Consider the following 17,868-nt stretch of genomic DNA (forward strand, 5'->3'; position numbering starts at 1 on the left):
TGTTCGCCCGAGTGGCACCGCTAAACGATCACAACCAGTGATCTTCGCCCATCGGTAGGCAGGCGGCAGCAGCCATCGACAACTCGACCTCGTTACGGTACGCGCGGCTACGCCATCCGGTCAAACCGAGCCGACATGGCCCCACACTGTGCACAGCCTGTGGACAACGACTTGAACCGTACCCATAGGCCTGACTACCGTTGCCTGATCCCGGATTTTTTGTCCCGACCGTCCCAAAGAACCACACATTCGTGGGACCCCTGTGAGAGAGCGTGCCCTGTGGCTGACGTACCTGCCGATCTTGCCGCAGTGTGGCCAAGGGTGCTCGAGAAGCTCCTCGGGGAGGGACAGCCGGGCATCGAGCCCAAGGACAAGCAGTGGGTCGAACGGTGCCAGCCCCTGGCACTCGTCGCCGACACCGCACTCCTCGCCGTCCCCAACGAGTGGGGGAAGCGCGTACTCGAAGGCCGGCTCGCCCCGCTGATCAGCGACGCGCTCAGCCGCGAATGCGGCCGCCCCATCCGGATCGCCATCACCGTCGACGACTCCGCCGGCGAGCCCGCGCCCTCCGCGCCGCCCGCCCAGCAGCCCGGCCCGTACGAGCCCTACGGCGCCCAGCGCCCCGGCAACGGCGACGACCAGCTCCCCATCGCCCGTCCCGCCTACCCCGAGTACCAGCAGCCGCGCCCCGAGCCCGGCGCCTGGCCCCGCGGCGGCCAGCAGGACGACTACGGCTGGCAGCAGCCCCGCCTCGGCGGCTTCCCCGAGCGCGACCCGTACGCCACCCCGCAGCCGGGCTACCTGCAGCAGCCCGAGCCGCCCGCGTACGACCAGGGCTCCTACGAACCGCAGCAGCAGCCGTACGAGCCGTCCCCGTACGAGCAGGCGAAGTACGAGTCGTCGAAGTACGAGCAGCAGGCGTACGAACCCCAGCAGTACGAGCAGCAGTCCTACGAGGCGCCCGCACCGCGCCAGGCCCCGGGCCGGCCCGCGGCCCCGCCCGCCCCGTCCGGCGGCTCCACCTCGGGCCCGCTGGAGCCGACCGCCCGGCTGAACCCCAAGTACCTCTTCGACACCTTCGTCATCGGCGCCTCGAACCGCTTCGCGCACGCCGCCGCGGTCGCCGTCGCCGAGGCGCCCGCGAAGGCGTACAACCCCCTCTTCATCTATGGGGAGTCGGGCCTCGGCAAGACGCACCTGCTGCACGCCATCGGGCACTACGCGCGGAGCCTGTACCCCGGCACCCGCGTGCGGTACGTGAGCTCCGAGGAGTTCACCAACGAGTTCATCAACTCCATCCGCGACGGCAAGGGCGACGCCTTCCGCAAGCGCTACCGCGAGATGGACATCCTGCTCGTCGACGACATCCAGTTCCTCGCGAGCAAGGAGTCGACGCAGGAGGAGTTCTTCCACACCTTCAATACGCTCCACAACGCCAACAAGCAGATCGTCCTCTCCTCCGACCGGCCGCCCAAGCAGCTCGTCACCCTGGAGGACCGGCTCCGCAACCGCTTCGAGTGGGGCCTGATCACCGACGTCCAGCCGCCCGAGCTGGAGACCCGTATCGCGATCCTGCGCAAGAAGGCCGTCCAGGAGCAGCTCAACGCCCCGCCGGAGGTACTGGAGTTCATCGCCTCCCGCATCTCGCGCAACATCCGCGAGCTGGAGGGGGCGCTGATCCGGGTCACGGCGTTCGCCAGCCTGAACCGGCAGCCGGTCGACCTGGGCCTGACCGAGGACGTCCTCAAGAACCTGATCCCCGGCGGCGAGGACAGCGCGCCCGAGATCACCGCCACCGACATCATGGCGGCCACCGCCGACTACTTCGGGCTGACCGTGGACGACCTGTGCGGCTCCTCGCGCAGCCGGGTCCTGGTCACCGCCCGGCAGATCGCCATGTACCTGTGCCGGGAGCTCACCGACCTCTCGCTGCCGAAGATCGGGGCGCAGTTCGGCGGCCGCGACCACACCACCGTCATGCACGCGGACCGCAAGATCCGCGCCCTGATGGCGGAGCGGCGCTCCATCTACAACCAGGTCACCGAGCTCACCAACCGCATCAAGAACGGCTGAGACGGGGCCTGAGCCGAGCCCGAGCCCGCCCTGAGACGGGCCGGAACGAGGTCTTCAAACGCATCCAGAGGGCGCTCCCGGACCACAACGGGGGCGCCCTTCTTCGTCCGTGCGCCCCTGGTCTGTTCGAATACGCCCCCTGGAGGACAACTCATCCACAGATTCGGGGACTTTCTTCCGTCCACACCCTGGGGACGCGCTCCGTCACCCACAATCTGTCCACAGGGACCTTGCCTGAGCCCCCATCAGAGCAGGTCAGAACCCTGTGGAATTGTGCGCAAGCGTCATCCACAGGCTGTGGACAGAATATTCATCCACAGGACTGTCCACGTCGTTGTCCACCGACAGCCCACAGGTTCGCGGATGCTGTGCACAGGATCCGATGTCTTCTCCACACCGTTGTCCACTGTTCGGCAACGCGCCACCCTCTCTCACCGCCCGGAGTGAAAGCCGTCACACGGAGGTGGACGTTTGGGTTGTGGAGTACTGGGGGAAAGCTGGGGACACACCTGTGGAGTAGTCGGGGGTCCCTGGGGACAGCCTGTGCAGAAGTTTTCGTTCTCCACAGAGACACCGTGTTGTCCACCGGTGCCACCCACAGGGTGTGGGGATAAAAAACGCGGGGTGACCTGCGCAAACAGGGTTATCCACCGTTTCCACAGGCCCTACTACTACCCCCATAGAGAGTTAGCCCGGTTTCGGTTTTCAAGCAGGTCCTGTGCACAACTCGGTGGGCGGCCCTCCCCGACACCTCGCTCCCGACTTGACCGCCGGCAGCGACGACTGTCGGCGCCGTACGTCAGACTGGTCCCCGGCATCGGTCGAGGCATCGACGAGCCGACGACGAAGGCCGGCAGACGAGCGAGCAACAGCAGGAGGCGGTTCCGGTGAAGATCCGGGTGGAGCGCGACGTACTCGCGGAGGCAGTGGCGTGGGCCGCACGCAGCCTCCCGGCCCGGCCGCCGGTGCCCGTTCTCGCGGGCCTGCTGCTGAAGGCCGAGGAGGGCACCCTGTCCCTCTCCGGCTTCGACTACGAGGTCTCGGCCCGGGTCTCCGTCGAGGCGGACGTCGAGGAGGACGGCACCGTCCTGGTCTCCGGCCGGCTGCTCGCCGACATCTGCCGCGCCCTCCCCAACCGGCCGGTGGAGATTTCCACAGACGGTGTACGGGCGACCGTGGTCTGCGGCTCCTCGCGATTCACACTCCACACCCTGCCTGTGGAGGAGTACCCGGCGCTGCCGCAGATGCCGACCGCGACCGGCACCGTGCCCGGTGAGGTCTTCGCCTCCGCCGCCGCCCAGGTCGCCATCGCCGCCGGCCGCGACGACACGCTGCCCGTGCTGACCGGTGTGCGCATCGAGATCGAGGGCGACCGCGTCACCCTGGCCTCCACCGACCGCTACCGCTTCGCGGTCCGCGAGTTCCTGTGGAAGCCGGAGAACCCGGAGGCCTCCGCCGTGGCCCTGGTGCCCGCGAAGACGCTCCTCGACACCGCCAAGTCGCTGACCAGCGGTGACACCGTCACCCTGGCGCTGTCCGGCTCGGGCGCCGGTGAGGGACTCATCGGTTTCGAGGGTGCCGGCCGCCGCACCACCACCCGCCTCCTCGAAGGCGACCTGCCGAAGTACCGCACGCTGTTCCCGACGGAGTTCAACTCCATCGCCGTGATCGAGACCGCCCCGTTCGTCGAGGCCGTCAAGCGCGTGGCCCTCGTCGCCGAGCGCAACACCCCGGTCCGCCTCAGCTTCGAGCAGGGCGTGCTGATCCTGGAAGCCGGTTCCAGCGACGATGCACAGGCTGTGGAGCGCGTGGACGCCAAGCTGGAGGGCGACGACATCTCGATCGCCTTCAACCCGACCTTCCTGCTGGACGGCCTGAGCGCGATCGACTCGCCCGCCGCGCAGCTCAGCTTCACCACGTCGACCAAGCCGGCGCTGCTCAGCGGCCGCCCGGCGGTCGACGCCGAGGCCGACGAGGCGTACAAGTACCTGATCATGCCCGTCCGTCTCTCCGGCTGATTCTTCGCAGGTCAGGCCCGGTTTCGCGCCCCGCGAGACCGGGCCTGAGCACGTTCGGGGCAGCCGGCGGGGGTGCCGCGCGCCCCGTCGAGCCGGACGGCTCGGCCCGGCGTAGGCTCGGGCCCTGGGATGCCCTCCGGGAAGCAGGAGGGCCCCGGCAAAGACGGCCACAACGCTTAAGGAACCACCTGATGGAGCTTGGTCTCGTCGGTCTCGGCAAGATGGGCGGCAACATGCGCGAGCGCATCCGCCGCGCAGGCCACACCGTCATCGGATACGACCGCAACCCGGACCTCGCCGATGTCCACAGCCTGCGGGAACTTGTGGACAGCCTGCAGGCCCCCCGCGTGGTGTGGGTGATGGTCCCGGCGGGTGCGGCGACCCAGTCCACCGTCGACGAGCTCTCCGAGCTGCTGTCGCCCGGCGACATCGTGGTCGACGGCGGCAACTCGCGCTGGACCGACGACGAGAAGCACGCCGAGGAGCTGGCGGCCAAGGGCATCGGCTTCGTGGACTGCGGCGTCTCCGGCGGCGTGTGGGGCCTGGAGAACGGCTACGCGCTCATGTACGGCGGCGACAAGGAGCACGTCGCCGTGGTCCAGCCGGTCTTCGACGCCCTCAAGCCCGAGGGCGAATTCGGCGCCGTGCACGCCGGCAAGGTGGGTGCGGGCCACTTCGCGAAGATGGTCCACAACGGCATCGAGTACGCCATGATGCAGGCCTACGCCGAGGGCTGGGAGCTGCTGGAGAAGGTGGACTCGGTCACCGACGTCCGCGAGGTCTTCCGCTCGTGGCAGGAGGGGACGGTCATCCGCTCCTGGCTGCTGGACCTGGCCGTGAACGCCCTCGACGAGGACGAGCACCTGGAGCAGCTCCGCGGCTTCGCGCAGGACTCGGGTGAGGGACGCTGGACGGTGGAGGCGGCGATCGACAACGCCGTGCCGCTGCCCGCGATCACGGCCTCGCTGTTCGCGCGGTTCGCGTCGCGTCAGGACGACTCCCCGCAGATGAAGATGATCGCCGCGCTGCGCAACCAGTTCGGCGGCCACGCGGTCGAGAAGAAGTAGCTCCACCGCAGCACGACAGCAGCACAGAGCAGAGCAGCAGGAAGCCGGGGGAGGTCGGCGCCGTATGCATGTTTCGCATCTCTCGTTGGCCGACTTCCGCTCGTACGCCCGGGCCGAGGTTCCCCTCGACCCGGGCGTCACGGCTTTCGTGGGTCCCAACGGCCAGGGCAAGACGAACCTCGTCGAGGCGATCGGCTACCTGGCGACCCTGGGCAGCCACCGGGTCTCCTCGGACGCCCCGCTCGTGCGGATGGGGGCGGACCGGGCGATCGTGCGCGCCGCCGTCACCCAGGGGGAGCGGCAGCAGCTGGTGGAGCTGGAGCTGAATCCGGGGCGGGCGAACCGGGCCCGGATCAACCGGTCCTCGCAGGTCAGGCCGCGGGACCTGCTGGGGATCGTACGGACGGTGCTGTTCGCGCCGGAGGACCTGGCGCTGGTGAAGGGCGATCCGGGGGAGCGCCGGCGGTTCCTGGACGAGCTGGTCACGGCGCGGTCGCCGCGGATGGCGGGCGTCCGGTCGGATTACGAGCGGGTGCTGAAGCAGCGGAACACGCTGTTGAAGTCGGCGGCGATGGCGCGCCGGCACGGGGGCCGGTCGATGGACCTGTCCACGCTCGACGTGTGGGACCAGCACCTGGCGCGGGCGGGCGCGGAGCTGCTGGCGCAGCGGCTGGATCTGATCGGGACGCTGCTGCCGCTGGCGGACAAGGCGTACGAGCAGCTCGCGCCCGGCGGCGGCCCGCTGGGGCTGGCGTACAAGTCCTCCGCGGGCGAGGCGGTGGACAGCGGTGCGGCGCGGACCCGTGAGGCGGTCTACGAGGTGCTGCTGGCGGCGCTGGCCGAGGTGCGCAAGCAGGAGATCGAGCGCGGGGTGACCTTGGTGGGGCCGCACCGGGACGACGTGGTGCTGCGGCTGGGGGAGCTGCCGGCGAAGGGGTACGCGAGTCACGGGGAGTCGTGGTCGTACGCGTTGGCGCTGCGGCTGGCCTCGTACGAGCTGCTGCGCTCGGAGGGCGCGGAGCCGGTGCTGATCCTGGACGACGTGTTCGCGGAGCTGGACGCGCGGCGGCGTGAGCGGTTGGCGGAGCTGGTGGCCGGCGGTGAGCAGGTGCTGGTGACGGCGGCGGTGGACGATGACGTTCCGGGTGTGCTGGTGGGGGCGCGGTTCGGGGTGTCCGGCGGTGAGGTGACCCGGCTGTGAGCGGTGCTGTGAGCGGTCAGGAAGGCGATCGGGGCGAGGAGCGGCGCAGGGCGCCGGAGCCCTCCGGGGTGGATCTGGCGCGGCAGGCGCTGGCCGCGGCGCGGGAGCAGGCGCGGGCCCGGGGGAACGCGGCGGGCGGGAAGAAGCGGCAGCAGGGTCCGGGGCTGCGTTCGGGGGCCCGTGCGGACGGCCGGGATCCGATGCCGTTGATGGCGGCGCTGGACCGGCTGCGCACGGAGCGCGGCTGGGAGATGCCGATGGCGGTGGCGGGCGTGATGGAGCGCTGGCCGGAGATCGTCGGTCCGGACATCGCGGCGCACTGTGAACCGGAGCGGTACGAGGACCGTGAGCTCCTCGTGCGGTGTGATTCCTCGGCGTGGGCGGCGCAGCTGAAGCTGCTGGCGCCGCAGCTGGTGGCGCGGCTGAACGCGGATCTGGGGCAGGGGACGGTCCGGCTGATCAAGGTACGGGGCCCTGGGGGCGGGCGGCCGAAGGGCTACGGGCCGTGGCGGGCGCCGGGTTCCTCGGGCCCGGGGGACACGTACGGGTAGCCCCGGGGCTCCGCCCCGGACCCCGCGCCTCAAACGCCGGCGAGGCTGGATTTGTCCCCGGCTGGGGCTGGATTGCGTCCGTGCGGGCCGGATGGTGCGGGTGGTGTCCCTCACGGTAGTGGGAGGTTGACAGGCCGAAGCGCTGGATGCCCGTGTGAGCCTCTTTGAGCCCCTGCCCGGATATGGGGAGTCGGAGAGTAGAGGTTCAGGGCGGCACATGCGGACTCAGGTACCGGCAAACCCCCATTCATGTCGGTGGTACCGGTAGACTGGAGGAGAATCCCGCTTTCGCGGGGTCACGCAGACAACGCAGATCGACGCGGCCGCTCCCGCCGGTGCCTCAGCTGGTCCGGAGTACGGGCTGCGCTGTGCCAGAAAGGGCGCTTCGTGGCCGATTCCGGCGACTCCAACGAGAAGAATTACGACGCCAGTGCGATCCAGGTCCTCGAGGGCCTGGACGCGGTCCGCAAGCGGCCCGGCATGTACATCGGCTCGACCGGTGAGCGAGGTCTGCACCACCTGGTCCAGGAAGTCGTCGACAACTCCGTCGACGAGGCCATGGCCGGGCACGCGGACACGATCGATGTGACGATCCTCGCCGACGGCGGTGTCAGGGTGGTCGACAACGGTCGAGGCATCCCGGTCGGCATCGTGCCGTCCGAGGGCAAGCCGGCCGTCGAGGTCGTGCTGACCGTCCTGCACGCGGGCGGCAAGTTCGGCGGTGGCGGCTACGCCGTCTCCGGCGGTCTGCACGGTGTCGGCGTGTCCGTCGTGAACGCCCTGTCGACCAAGGTCGCGGTCGAGGTCAAGACGGACGGCCACCGCTGGACCCAGGACTACAAGCTGGGCGTGCCGACGGCCCCGCTGGCCAAGAACGAGGAGACCGACGAGCACGGCACGTCGGTGACGTTCTGGGCCGACGGCGACATCTTCGAGACGACCGAGTACTCCTTCGAGACGCTGTCGCGGCGCTTCCAGGAGATGGCGTTCCTCAACAAGGGCCTGACCATCACGCTGACCGACGAGCGCGAGTCGGCCAAGGCGACGGTGGGCGCGGAGTCCGCCGAGGAGACCGACGAGCCGCAGGCGCGCACCGTCAAGTACTTCTACGAGGGCGGCATCGTCGACTTCGTGAAGTACCTGAACTCGCGCAAGGGCGAGCTCGTGCACCCGACGGTCATCGACGTCGAGTCCGAGGACAAGGAGCGGATGCTCTCGGTCGAGATCGCGATGCAGTGGAACTCGCAGTACACGGAGGGTGTGTACTCCTTCGCGAACACGATCCACACGCATGAGGGCGGTACGCACGAGGAGGGCTTCCGTGCGGCGCTGACGGGTCTGGTCAACCGGTACGCGCGTGACAAGAAGCTGCTGCGCGAGAAGGACGACAACCTGGCGGGCGAGGACATCCGCGAGGGTCTGACGGCGATCATCTCGGTGAAGCTGGGCGAGCCGCAGTTCGAAGGCCAGACGAAGACCAAGCTGGGCAACACGGAGGCGAAGACCTTCGTGCAGAAGGTCGTCCACGAGCACCTGAACGACTGGTTCGACCGCAACCCGGTCGAGGCGGCGGACATCGTCCGCAAGTCGATCCAGGCGGCGACGGCGCGCGTCGCGGCCCGCAAGGCGCGTGATCTGACGCGTCGCAAGGGTCTGCTGGAGTCGGCGTCGCTGCCGGGCAAGCTGTCCGACTGCCAGTCGAACGACCCGACGAAGTGCGAGATCTTCATCGTCGAGGGTGACTCCGCAGGCGGCAGCGCGAAGTCCGGCCGCAACCCGATGTACCAGGCGATCCTGCCGATCCGCGGCAAGATCCTGAACGTCGAGAAGGCGCGGATCGACAAGATCCTGCAGAACACCGAGGTCCAGGCGCTGATCAGTGCCTTCGGTACGGGTGTGCACGAGGACTTCGACATCGAGAAGCTCCGTTATCACAAGATCATCCTGATGGCGGACGCCGACGTCGACGGCCAGCACATCAACACCCTGCTGCTGACGTTCCTGTTCCGCTTCATGCGTCCGCTGGTCGAGGCGGGTCACGTGTACCTGTCGCGTCCGCCGCTGTACAAGATCAAGTGGGGCCGGGACGACTTCGAGTACGCGTACTCGGACCGCGAGCGCGACGCGCTGGTGGAGCTCGGCAAGCAGAACGGCAAGCGGATCAAGGAAGACTCGATCCAGCGCTTCAAGGGTCTGGGCGAGATGAACGCCGAGGAGCTGCGCGTCACCACCATGGACGTGGACCACCGCGTGCTCGGCCAGGTCACCCTGGACGACGCGGCGCAGGCCGACGACCTGTTCTCGGTGCTGATGGGTGAGGACGTCGAGGCGCGGCGTTCCTTCATCCAGCGCAACGCCAAGGACGTCCGCTTCCTCGACATCTGAGTCGGCCTCTGCTGACCGCCTGAAAGGATCTTTGACCAGCGATGGCCGACGAAACCACTCCCACCGCCGAGAACACCGAAGAGGACCAGCCCGTGCTGCGGATCGAGCCCGTCGGGCTCGAGACGGAGATGCAGCGCTCCTACCTCGACTACGCGATGTCCGTCATCGTCTCGCGTGCGCTGCCCGACGTCCGGGACGGTCTCAAGCCCGTCCACCGTCGTGTGCTGTACGCGATGTACGACGGCGGCTACCGGCCCGAGAAGGGCTTCTACAAGTGCGCCCGTGTCGTCGGCGACGTCATGGGCACGTACCACCCGCACGGTGACTCCTCGATCTACGACGCCCTGGTCCGCCTGGCGCAGCCGTGGTCGATGCGGATGCCGCTGGTGGACTCCAACGGCAACTTCGGCTCTCCGGGCAACGACCCGGCGGCCGCGATGCGCTACACCGAGTGCAAGCTGATGCCGCTGGCCATGGAGATGCTCCGGGACATCGACGAGGAGACCGTCGACTTCCAGGACAACTACGACGGCCGCAACCAGGAGCCGACGGTCCTGCCGGCGCGGTTCCCGAACCTGCTGGTCAACGGCTCCGCCGGTATCGCGGTCGGTATGGCGACGAACATCCCGCCGCACAACCTGCGCGAGGTCGCGGCCGGTGCCCAGTGGGCGCTGGAGCACCCGGAGGCCTCGCACGAGGAGCTCCAGGACGCGCTGCTCGAGCGGATCAAGGGCCCGGACTTCCCGACGGGCGCGCTCGTCGTGGGCCGCAAGGGCATCGAGGAGGCGTACCGGACCGGTCGCGGCTCCATCACGATGCGCGCAGTGGTGGAGGTCGAGGAGATCCAGAACCGCCAGTGCCTGGTGGTGACGGAGCTTCCGTACCAGACCAACCCGGACAACCTGGCGCAGAAGATCGCCGACCTGGTGAAGGACGGGAAGATCGGCGGCATCGCCGACGTCCGTGACGAGACCTCCTCGCGCACCGGTCAGCGTCTGGTGATCGTGCTCAAGCGCGACGCCGTCGCCAAGGTCGTGCTGAACAACCTGTACAAGCACACCGATCTGCAGACGAACTTCGGCGCGAACATGCTGGCGCTGGTGGACGGCGTGCCGCGCACGCTGTCGATCGACGCGTTCATCCGGCACTGGGTGCAGCACCAGATCGAGGTCATCGTCCGGCGGACGAAGTTCCGGCTGCGCAAGGCGGAGGAGCGCGCGCACATCCTGCGCGGCCTGCTGAAGGCGCTGGACGCGATCGACGAGGTCATCGCGCTGATCCGGCGCAGCAACACGGTCGAGATCGCGCGCGAGGGCCTGATGGGCCTCCTCGAGATCGACGAGATCCAGGCGAACGCGATCCTGGAGATGCAGCTGCGGCGCCTGGCGGCCCTGGAGCGGCAGAAGATCGTCGCGGAGCACGACGAGCTCCAGGCGAAGATCAACGAGTACAACGCGATCCTGGCCTCGGAGGAGCGCCAGCGTCAGATCGTGAGCGAGGAACTGGCGGCGATCGTCGAGAAGTTCGGCGATGACCGGCGGTCCAAGCTGGTGCCCTTCGACGGTGACATGTCCATCGAGGACCTGATCGCCGAAGAGGACATCGTCGTCACGATCACGCACGGCGGTTACGTCAAGCGCACCAAGACCGAGGACTACCGCTCGCAGAAGCGCGGCGGCAAGGGCGTGCGCGGCACGAAGCTGAAGCAGGACGACCTGGTCGACCACTTCTTCGTGTCCACCACGCACCACTGGCTGCTGTTCTTCACGAACAAGGGCCGCGTCTACCGGTCCAAGGCGTACGAGCTTCCGGACGCCGGCCGGGACGCGCGCGGGCAGCACGTGGCGAACCTGATGGCCTTCCAGCCGGACGAGAAGATCGCGCAGATCCTCGCGATCCGCGACTACGAGGCGGCTCCGTACCTGATCCTGGCCACCAAGGGCGGCCTGGTGAAGAAGACGGCGCTGAAGGACTACGACTCGCCCCGTTCGGGTGGTGTGATCGCGATCAACCTCCGGGAGACCGAGGACGGCAGCGACGACGAGCTGATCGGTGCCGAGCTGGTGTCCGCCGAGGACGACCTGCTGTTGATCAGCAAGAAGGCGCAGTCGATCCGCTTCACGGCGACCGACGACGCGCTGCGTCCGATGGGCCGCGCGACCTCGGGCGTGAAGGGCATGAGTTTCCGCGAGGGTGACGAACTGCTCTCCATGAGCGTGGTCCGGCCCGGTACGTTCGTCTTCACCGCGACCGACGGCGGCTATGCCAAGCGCACGCCGGTCGACGAGTACCGCGTCCAGGGTCGTGGCGGTCTGGGCATCAAGGCCGCGAAGATCGTGGAGGACCGCGGGTCTCTCGTGGGCGCGCTCGTGGTGGACGAAAGTGACGAAATCCTCGCCATCACCCTGGGCGGTGGTGTGATTCGTACGCGCGTCAACGAAGTCAGGGAGACCGGCCGTGACACCATGGGCGTCCAGCTGATCAACCTGGGCAAGAAAGATGCCGTGGTGGGCATCGCTCGTAACGCCGAAGCCGGCCAGGAGGCCGACGAGGCGGACGAGACCGAAACCGAGACTGGGACCGAGGCGGCCGAAGGACAGGCCGTCGAGGCCGCCGAGGGCACGCAGCCTTCGGCCGGGGAGCACGAGGAGTAAGTCGTGAGTGGAGCCACGGGCGCCGGACCGGCCAAGACTGGAGCGAACGGTGCCCGTGGCCCTGCCGCGGACTCCCAAGGGGGAACCGTGACGGACACCCGAGGACCGCAGCCGGAGGCCGGCGCGGGGCCCGCGCAGCCGCCGTACCAGCCGCCGCAGGCCTACCCGGCCCCCCAGGGTCCTGGCGCGCCCCGCCCGGGCGGGGGCCCCTCCGCGCAGCGCAAGCCGCGCACGGGGGTCCGTACGGCCCCCCGGACGCGCAAGGCGCGGCTGCGGGTGGCCAAGGCCGACCCGTGGTCGGTGATGAAGGTCAGCTTCCTGCTGTCGATCGCGCTGGGCATCTGCACGATCGTGGCGGCGGCGGTGCTGTGGATGGTCATGGACGCGATGGGCGTCTTCTCGACCGTCGGCGGCACGATCAGCGAGGCGACCGGATCGAACGAGAGCAACGGCTTCGACCTCCAGTCGTTCCTGTCGCTGCCGCGCGTTCTCATCTTCACGTCGGTGATCGCGGTCATCGACGTGGTGCTGGCGACGGCGCTCGCGACGCTCGGCGCGTTCATCTACAACCTGTCGGCGGGCTTCGTCGGCGGTGTGGAGCTGACGCTCGCCGAGGACGAGTGACCTGCGCAGACGTTGCGTGGGAACCGATTTTGGAGCTACCGCGTCTGTGCGCTAATCTTCAGGAGTCAGCGCGCAGCGCGGGAGCGCGGCGCAGACGGATGGGGCTATAGCTCAGTTGGTTAGAGCGCATCCCTGATAAGGATGAGGCCACAGGTTCAAATCCTGTTAGCCCCACAGTGTCGAAGACCCCCAGGCCCAAGGCCTGGGGGTCTTTGCCGTTGGGCCAGTTGGTGGTCCGACAGGTCACCGAACGGTATCGGTCCGTGTGTATTGTTGGGCGTCAGAAGTCCCCTACGTCAACGAAAGACGAGGTCGCGCGGTGAAGAAGCTGCTCCTGGTCGCACTGGCCGCCATCGGCGGGCTCCTCGTGTACCGCCAGATCCAGGCGGACCGCGCCGAGCAGGACCTGTGGACGGAGGCAACCGACTCCGTGCCCTCTGGTTCCGGTGTGTGAGACCGAAGGCTGATCTCATGAAGCCCCGGCTGCCGCTGCGGCCGGGGCTTTGTGCTGTTCTGTGACGAAAACTTACGTTATGCAAAGATTTGGCTTGCGCTAGCAAACTCGGGGTGGGCGTGATGGGTCGGGTACGGACGACGATGGGGGCGGCGGCCCTGGCACTGGCGGTCGCGGGTGCGCCCGGGGTGGCGCGGGCTTCGGGGACGGCGCCCGAGCCGCTGCCGACGTACCGCGTCGCCGACGGCGCGAAGCAGGTCGAGGGCAAGCCCTCCACGGCGGACGCTCCGGAGCTGGTGGCCGGGAACGCCTACACCGACAAGCTAGGCCCCGGGGAGCGCGTCTACCGGCTCGTGCTCAAGCAGGACCAGTCCAACGTGTACGTCTCCGCCGTGGTGCGGCCCCGGCCCGGCGCCAAGATCTCCTACGGCGACGGCATCGACGTGGGCGTCATGACCACCGCCGGGCGCTCCTGCCCGGCCTCCAACGGCCACGCCACCTTCGGCTACGACGCGGCGCCGCTCAGCGCCGTCGGCGTGCGCTGGGGCGCGGAGGACACCGACTGCGCGCCCGGCGGCGTCTACTACGTGAAGGTCACCCGCACCTCGGCCAAGGGCTCGGACCAGAGCGAGTGGCCGCTCGAACTACGGGTGCAGCGCGAGCCCGGCCGCGGCCCCGGCGGCCCCACGGCCGCACCCAGCACCTGGCCCTCGGGGGCCGCCACCCTGCCCGGGAACCAGGCGGTGGGGCGCAGCGGCGGCACCGGCTTCAACGACGCCCGGGCGCTGGGCCCCGGGGTGTGGCGCGACGAGCTGCGGCCCGGGCAGACCCGCTGGTACCGGGTGCCGCTGGACTGGGGGCAGCAGCTGGGCCTGGGCGCCGAGCTGGCCGCCGCCAGGCTGACCAAGCAGTACGGCTCGGCCTCCGGCGGGCTGGCCGTCTCGCTCTACAGCCCCTACCGGGGGCTGGTCTCCTACGAGGACGCCTCCTACGACGGCAAGCAGGCCGGGGTCACGCTGGGGAAGACCGCGCCGGTGGCGTACGAGAACCGCTTCGCCAGTGACAAGGAAGTGCAGCGCGCCTCGATCGCCGGCTGGTACTACGTCGCGGTCACCATGGGGGAGAAGGTCGCCGAGTTCACCGAGGACGCGACCCCGGTGCCGCTGACCCTGCGCCTGGACGTCATCGGCACCCCGGCCAAGGCGCCCGCGTACAAGGAGAACCTGGCCGCGGGCGGCTTCGGGGTCGATGCGCAGGACCGGGAGGCCGCCGAGCAGGGGCTGACCGCCCCGGAGGCCGCCGACGCCGCCGGGAACGCTTCGGTGATGCGGGTGGTGGCGGGCGCCGGCTTCGGCACCGGGACGGTGCTGCTGCTGGTGCTGGGCGGCTGGATCCTGCTGGGACGGCGCGGCCGCGCGGCTACATCTGCGTGAGGGCCCAGACGCCGACCGCGAAGCAGACCAGCGCCGCCGCGAGCAGCGCGGCCACGGCCTTCGGGGGCGGCGGGGCGATACCGCCGGCCGCCCGGGCCGGCGGGGCGGCGGGGGAGTGCGGGGCCGGCGGGGCCGCTGAGCCCGGCGGCGGCAGGTGGAAGCTCCCCGTCTCCGAGGGGCCGTACGCGGGCGCCTGCGCGGGGACGGCAGCGTAGGGGTACGGGGCGGTCGGGACCGGCTGGGCCGGGTGCGCCATCGGGGCCGTCGCGGCCGTGCCCCGCGGGTCGGTGCGCGTGGACTCCGCGGCCATCGTGACGGAGGCGGAACCGCCCTCCGGGTACGCGCCCGCCGCGCCCGCCGCGGGCGCCATGCCGGCCATGCCCGAAGCGGGCGACTGCGGAGCGGCCGCCGCTGCGTTCAGCGGCCCGGCGGGGCCGAAACCGGCCGGGAGCGGCCCGAGTTGGTCGAACACCTCCACCGGGTCCTCGCCCGGGGCGGGCGGCGGCAGCAGCTCCACGGCCTCGGCAAGGGCCCTGCGCGCCCCTGTGGCCGTCTTGAACCGGCTCTGGGGGTCCGGCTGCAGCAGAGCCGCCAGGACCTCCCACAGCGGCGCGGGGACGCCTTCGGGGGCGCCGGGGGTGCCGTGCGCGAGGAAGTGCTCCACCAGGGCCTGGGAGTCGGGCTTGCGCCCCTCCAGCAGGTACAGGCCGACCAGCCCGACGGCGAAGAGGTCGGCGGGGAAATCGGGCTCCGCACCGAGGAGTTGCTCGGGAGCGAAGTAACCCGGCGTGCCGACCACGTAGTTGGTCTCGGTCAGCCGGGGCTCGCCCTTGCGCATGGAGATGCCGAAGTCGGACAGCCGCAGGTGCGGCCGCCCGGTGCCGGTGGCCTCCATCAGGATGTTGGCCGGTTTGATGTCGCGGTGGACGACGCCCTCCGCGTGCACCGCCGCCAGCCCCGACAGGAGCTGGTCGAGCAGCGCGCACACGAATCGGGGCGGCAGGGGGCCGTAGTCGCCGATCACGTGGGCGAGGGAGCCGCCGCCGACCAGGTCCATCGTGAACAGGACCTTGTCGTCGTCGGCCGCCCAGCTGGCCGGGGCCAGGACGTGCGGGTGATCGATGCGCAGGGCCTGCTCCCGGACGAACCGGAGCAGGGTGTGGGCATCGCTCTGCAGCAGGACCTTCGCGGCGACGTACCGGCGACGGCGGTGGTCCCAGGCCCGCCACACGGCACCCGCACCACCGCGCCCGATCGGATCGATCAGCTCGTACCGGCCGGCGAAGATCTCACCCATCGCTGCGCCCGTCCCCCGTCACCCGTTGTCCGCTTGTCCGTCTGTCAGTTCTGGTGTGACTCGTAGTGGGCGACCGCGTCGGCGGTGCGGCCCGCTCCGTACACCCGGAGGAACTCTGCCAGTTCCGGGTGGCTGGGGGCGAGGGAGGCCGCCGCGTCGATGATGTCGCCGGCGGCGGAGACCGAGCGCAGCAGCGACTGGATCTCGCGGACGACCCGCTTGACGGTGGGAGCGCCCGAACCGGTGGGGGTCTGGCCGCTGTTGCTGAGGACGGAGCCGCCCTGGGTCTTCTTGATCTCGTCCATCCGGTCGGTGGCCTCCGCCGCGCTGACGCTTCCGTCGGCCACCTGGCCCGCGAGATCCTGGAGTGCCTGGACGCGCTGGACGACGGCCGGGTTGCCGATCTTGGCGCGCTGGCCGCTCATCAGCTGGGACAGCATGGGCGCCGACAGTCCGAGCACGGCAGCGAGGCGGGCCTGGTTCAAGCCGAGGTCATCTATGAGCCGGCGGAAGAGCGCTCCGAGCGGCTCCCCGTACCAACTGCGCTGAAGCTCTCTGGCTCTGGCCGTGGCCTCTTGCTGAACTGCGTCCACTCTTACTACTCCCCTTCGCTGGTGCGAACCTCGCGAGCATCTTACGGAGAGTGGTCGCGGGGCGGGAGTCCCTATCATTTTGCGAGATGAGGGGGTACACCCGGTACTCTGTTCTGCGGAACGACCCCGATTTCCCGGGGGACAGTTGCGTCCAGTTCCACGGGGCCTTAGCTCAGTTGGTAGAGCGCTGCCTTTGCAAGGCAGATGTCAGGAGTTCGAATCTCCTAGGCTCCACAGCAAAAGAGGTCCCCCGACCTGCGCAAACGCGGTCGGGGGGCCTCTTTTTCGCTACCGGGTCGGCAGGAGCTCGATCCAGTAGCGGCGCTTGGGGCCGACCAGGGTCTCGCGGACGTCCTCCAGGACGCCGCCGTTCGCCTCGATCGCGCGTACGGACGCCGTGTTGTCCGGGTCGCAGGTCAGCAGGACCCGGTCCATGCCCAGGACCCGGGCCTCGTGCAGGACCTCGCGCAGCGCCCAGGTGGCCAGCCCCCGGCCGCGTGCCGAGGGCCGGACGCTGTAGCCGATGTGGCCGCCGGCGTCGAGGAGGAAGGCGTTCAGGTAGTGGCGCAGGTCGATGGCGCCGAGATAGGTGTCGCCCTCGGCGATCCACCAGTACGTCGCGTGGACGCGGCCCTGCTCGACCGGCACCGTGCGGTCGCTCCGCCGGTGCAGCGTCTCCACCCAGGCCGCGAACCCCTCCGGGCTCTCCACGTCGTCCTCGGAGCCCAGCCCGGCCCCGTCCATGTGCGCGTCGGGACCCCACTCCTCCTGCGCGGCGAGCCAGGAAGCGTGCAGGCGGGCGGTGGGGGCGACGAGTTCAGGCATGCTCCGGACGATAACAACCGGCCCGTGGCGTTTACTGGCTGCCGGTGCCGGCCCAGCCCCCGTACCGGTTCGTGCCCCGTGATCCGTGACCGCGACTGGAGAGAACCGACAATGACCCGCAAGTTCGTGTTCCTGCTCGCCAGCACCCGCCTGGACGGCAACACCGAGACGCTCGCCCGCCAGGCCGCGGCCGCCCTCCCGGCGGAGGTCGAGCAGGAGTGGATCCGGCTGAAGGACCTGCCGATCCCGGCCTTCGAGGACCGCCGCCACGACGGCGCCGGCATCTACCCGGAGCCCGAGGGCAACGCCAGACTGCTCCTGGACGCCACCCTCTCCGCCACCGACCTGGTCTTCGCCTCGCCGCTGTACTGGTACAGCCTCCCGGCCACCGCCCAGCTCTACCTCGACCACTGGTCGGGCTGGATGCGGGTGCCCGGCCTGGACTTCAAGCCGCGGATGGCCGGCAAGACCCTGTGGGGCATCACCGCACTGGCCACCGAGGACCCCTCGGTGGCCGACCCGCTGATCGGGACCCTGCGCCACACCGCCGCCTACATGGGCATGCGCTGGGGCGGATCCCTGCTCGGCCGGGGGAACGCCCCCGGCACGGTCCGGGACGACACCGAAGCCCTGCGGGGCGCCGACGGCTTCTTCCTGAACGACCGTGAGTCCCTCACGGTGTGAGGGACTCAC

General features: G+C 69.8%; 14 protein-coding genes and 2 tRNA genes. 13 read left to right on the top strand and 3 right to left on the bottom strand.

What is annotated here, in order from left to right:
• Nucleotides 1-279: 279 nt before the first annotated feature.
• From dnaA to AB0O21_RS00510, 11 genes are all read left to right on the top strand, one after another.
• Nucleotides 280-2,073: a chromosomal replication initiator protein DnaA gene (gene dnaA / locus AB0O21_RS00460; RefSeq protein ID WP_365164389.1), complete on the top strand. Its 1,794-nt coding sequence runs from the start codon at nucleotides 280-282 to the stop codon at nucleotides 2,071-2,073.
• Between the two features lie 887 nt (nucleotides 2,074-2,960).
• Nucleotides 2,961-4,091 carry a DNA polymerase III subunit beta gene (gene dnaN / locus AB0O21_RS00465; protein WP_365164391.1) on the top strand — a complete coding sequence of 377 codons (1,131 nt, stop codon included), beginning with the start codon at nucleotides 2,961-2,963 and terminating at the stop codon, nucleotides 4,089-4,091.
• 44 nt (nucleotides 4,092-4,135) lie between these two features.
• Nucleotides 4,136-5,158, top strand: a complete 1,023-nt coding sequence (gene gnd, locus AB0O21_RS00470) for a phosphogluconate dehydrogenase (NAD(+)-dependent, decarboxylating) (protein WP_365165393.1) — start codon at nucleotides 4,136-4,138, stop codon at nucleotides 5,156-5,158.
• A gap of 64 nt (nucleotides 5,159-5,222) precedes the next feature.
• Nucleotides 5,223-6,359 carry a DNA replication/repair protein RecF gene (gene recF / locus AB0O21_RS00475; RefSeq protein ID WP_365164393.1) on the top strand — a complete coding sequence of 379 codons (1,137 nt, stop codon included), beginning with the start codon at nucleotides 5,223-5,225 and terminating at the stop codon, nucleotides 6,357-6,359.
• The gene (locus tag AB0O21_RS00480; protein ID WP_365164396.1) at nucleotides 6,356-6,910 is read left to right on the top strand and encodes a DUF721 domain-containing protein; all 555 of its coding nucleotides are present in this window, start codon (nucleotides 6,356-6,358) and stop codon (nucleotides 6,908-6,910) included. The genes recF and AB0O21_RS00480 overlap by 4 nt, the downstream gene beginning before the upstream one ends.
• A 366-nt stretch (nucleotides 6,911-7,276) precedes the next feature.
• Nucleotides 7,277-9,295: a DNA topoisomerase (ATP-hydrolyzing) subunit B gene (gene gyrB / locus AB0O21_RS00485; protein WP_365165395.1), complete on the top strand. Its 2,019-nt coding sequence runs from the start codon at nucleotides 7,277-7,279 to the stop codon at nucleotides 9,293-9,295.
• Nucleotides 9,296-9,336: 41 nt separating this feature from the next.
• A complete protein-coding gene (gene gyrA / locus AB0O21_RS00490; RefSeq protein WP_365164398.1) occupies nucleotides 9,337-11,949 on the top strand; it encodes a DNA gyrase subunit A in 2,613 nt (870 codons plus the stop codon).
• 3 nt (nucleotides 11,950-11,952) lie between these two features.
• Complete coding sequence (locus AB0O21_RS00495) at nucleotides 11,953-12,573, top strand: DUF3566 domain-containing protein (protein WP_365164400.1); 621 nt, start codon at nucleotides 11,953-11,955, stop codon at nucleotides 12,571-12,573.
• Between the two features lie 100 nt (nucleotides 12,574-12,673).
• A tRNA-Ile gene (locus AB0O21_RS00500) sits at nucleotides 12,674-12,747 on the top strand.
• A gap of 145 nt (nucleotides 12,748-12,892) precedes the next feature.
• Nucleotides 12,893-13,027, top strand: a complete 135-nt coding sequence (locus tag AB0O21_RS00505; protein ID WP_208809277.1) for a DLW-39 family protein — start codon at nucleotides 12,893-12,895, stop codon at nucleotides 13,025-13,027.
• 122 nt (nucleotides 13,028-13,149) lie between these two features.
• Nucleotides 13,150-14,460, top strand: coding sequence for a hypothetical protein (locus AB0O21_RS00510; protein WP_365164402.1), 1,311 nt, complete (start codon nucleotides 13,150-13,152; stop codon nucleotides 14,458-14,460).
• Here AB0O21_RS00510 and AB0O21_RS00515 read toward each other — a convergent pair.
• Nucleotides 14,447-15,757 carry a serine/threonine-protein kinase gene (locus tag AB0O21_RS00515; protein WP_365164405.1) on the bottom strand — a complete coding sequence of 437 codons (1,311 nt, stop codon included), beginning with the start codon at nucleotides 15,755-15,757 and terminating at the stop codon, nucleotides 14,447-14,449. The genes AB0O21_RS00510 and AB0O21_RS00515 overlap by 14 nt on opposite strands.
• Nucleotides 15,758-15,801: 44 nt before the next feature.
• Entirely contained in the window at nucleotides 15,802-16,350 is a 549-nt protein-coding gene (locus AB0O21_RS00520; RefSeq protein WP_365164407.1) for a DNA-binding protein, read from the bottom strand.
• Between the two features lie 161 nt (nucleotides 16,351-16,511).
• Between AB0O21_RS00520 and AB0O21_RS00525 the strand changes: the two genes are divergently transcribed.
• Nucleotides 16,512-16,584 (top strand) — tRNA-Ala (locus tag AB0O21_RS00525).
• Between the two features lie 54 nt (nucleotides 16,585-16,638).
• On the opposite strand, the gene AB0O21_RS00530 is transcribed toward AB0O21_RS00525, so the two are convergent.
• Nucleotides 16,639-17,175 carry a GNAT family N-acetyltransferase gene (locus tag AB0O21_RS00530; protein WP_365164409.1) on the bottom strand — a complete coding sequence of 179 codons (537 nt, stop codon included), beginning with the start codon at nucleotides 17,173-17,175 and terminating at the stop codon, nucleotides 16,639-16,641.
• A gap of 111 nt (nucleotides 17,176-17,286) precedes the next feature.
• Here AB0O21_RS00530 and AB0O21_RS00535 point away from each other — a divergent pair, with 111 nt between their 5' ends.
• Nucleotides 17,287-17,859 carry an NAD(P)H-dependent oxidoreductase gene (locus AB0O21_RS00535; protein WP_365164414.1) on the top strand — a complete coding sequence of 191 codons (573 nt, stop codon included), beginning with the start codon at nucleotides 17,287-17,289 and terminating at the stop codon, nucleotides 17,857-17,859.
• Nucleotides 17,860-17,868: the final 9 nt, after the last annotated feature.

Origin of the sequence: Streptomyces sp. NPDC091371, from assembly GCF_040684275.1 — a bacterium.
Taxonomy (GTDB): domain Bacteria; phylum Actinomycetota; class Actinomycetes; order Streptomycetales; family Streptomycetaceae; genus Streptomyces.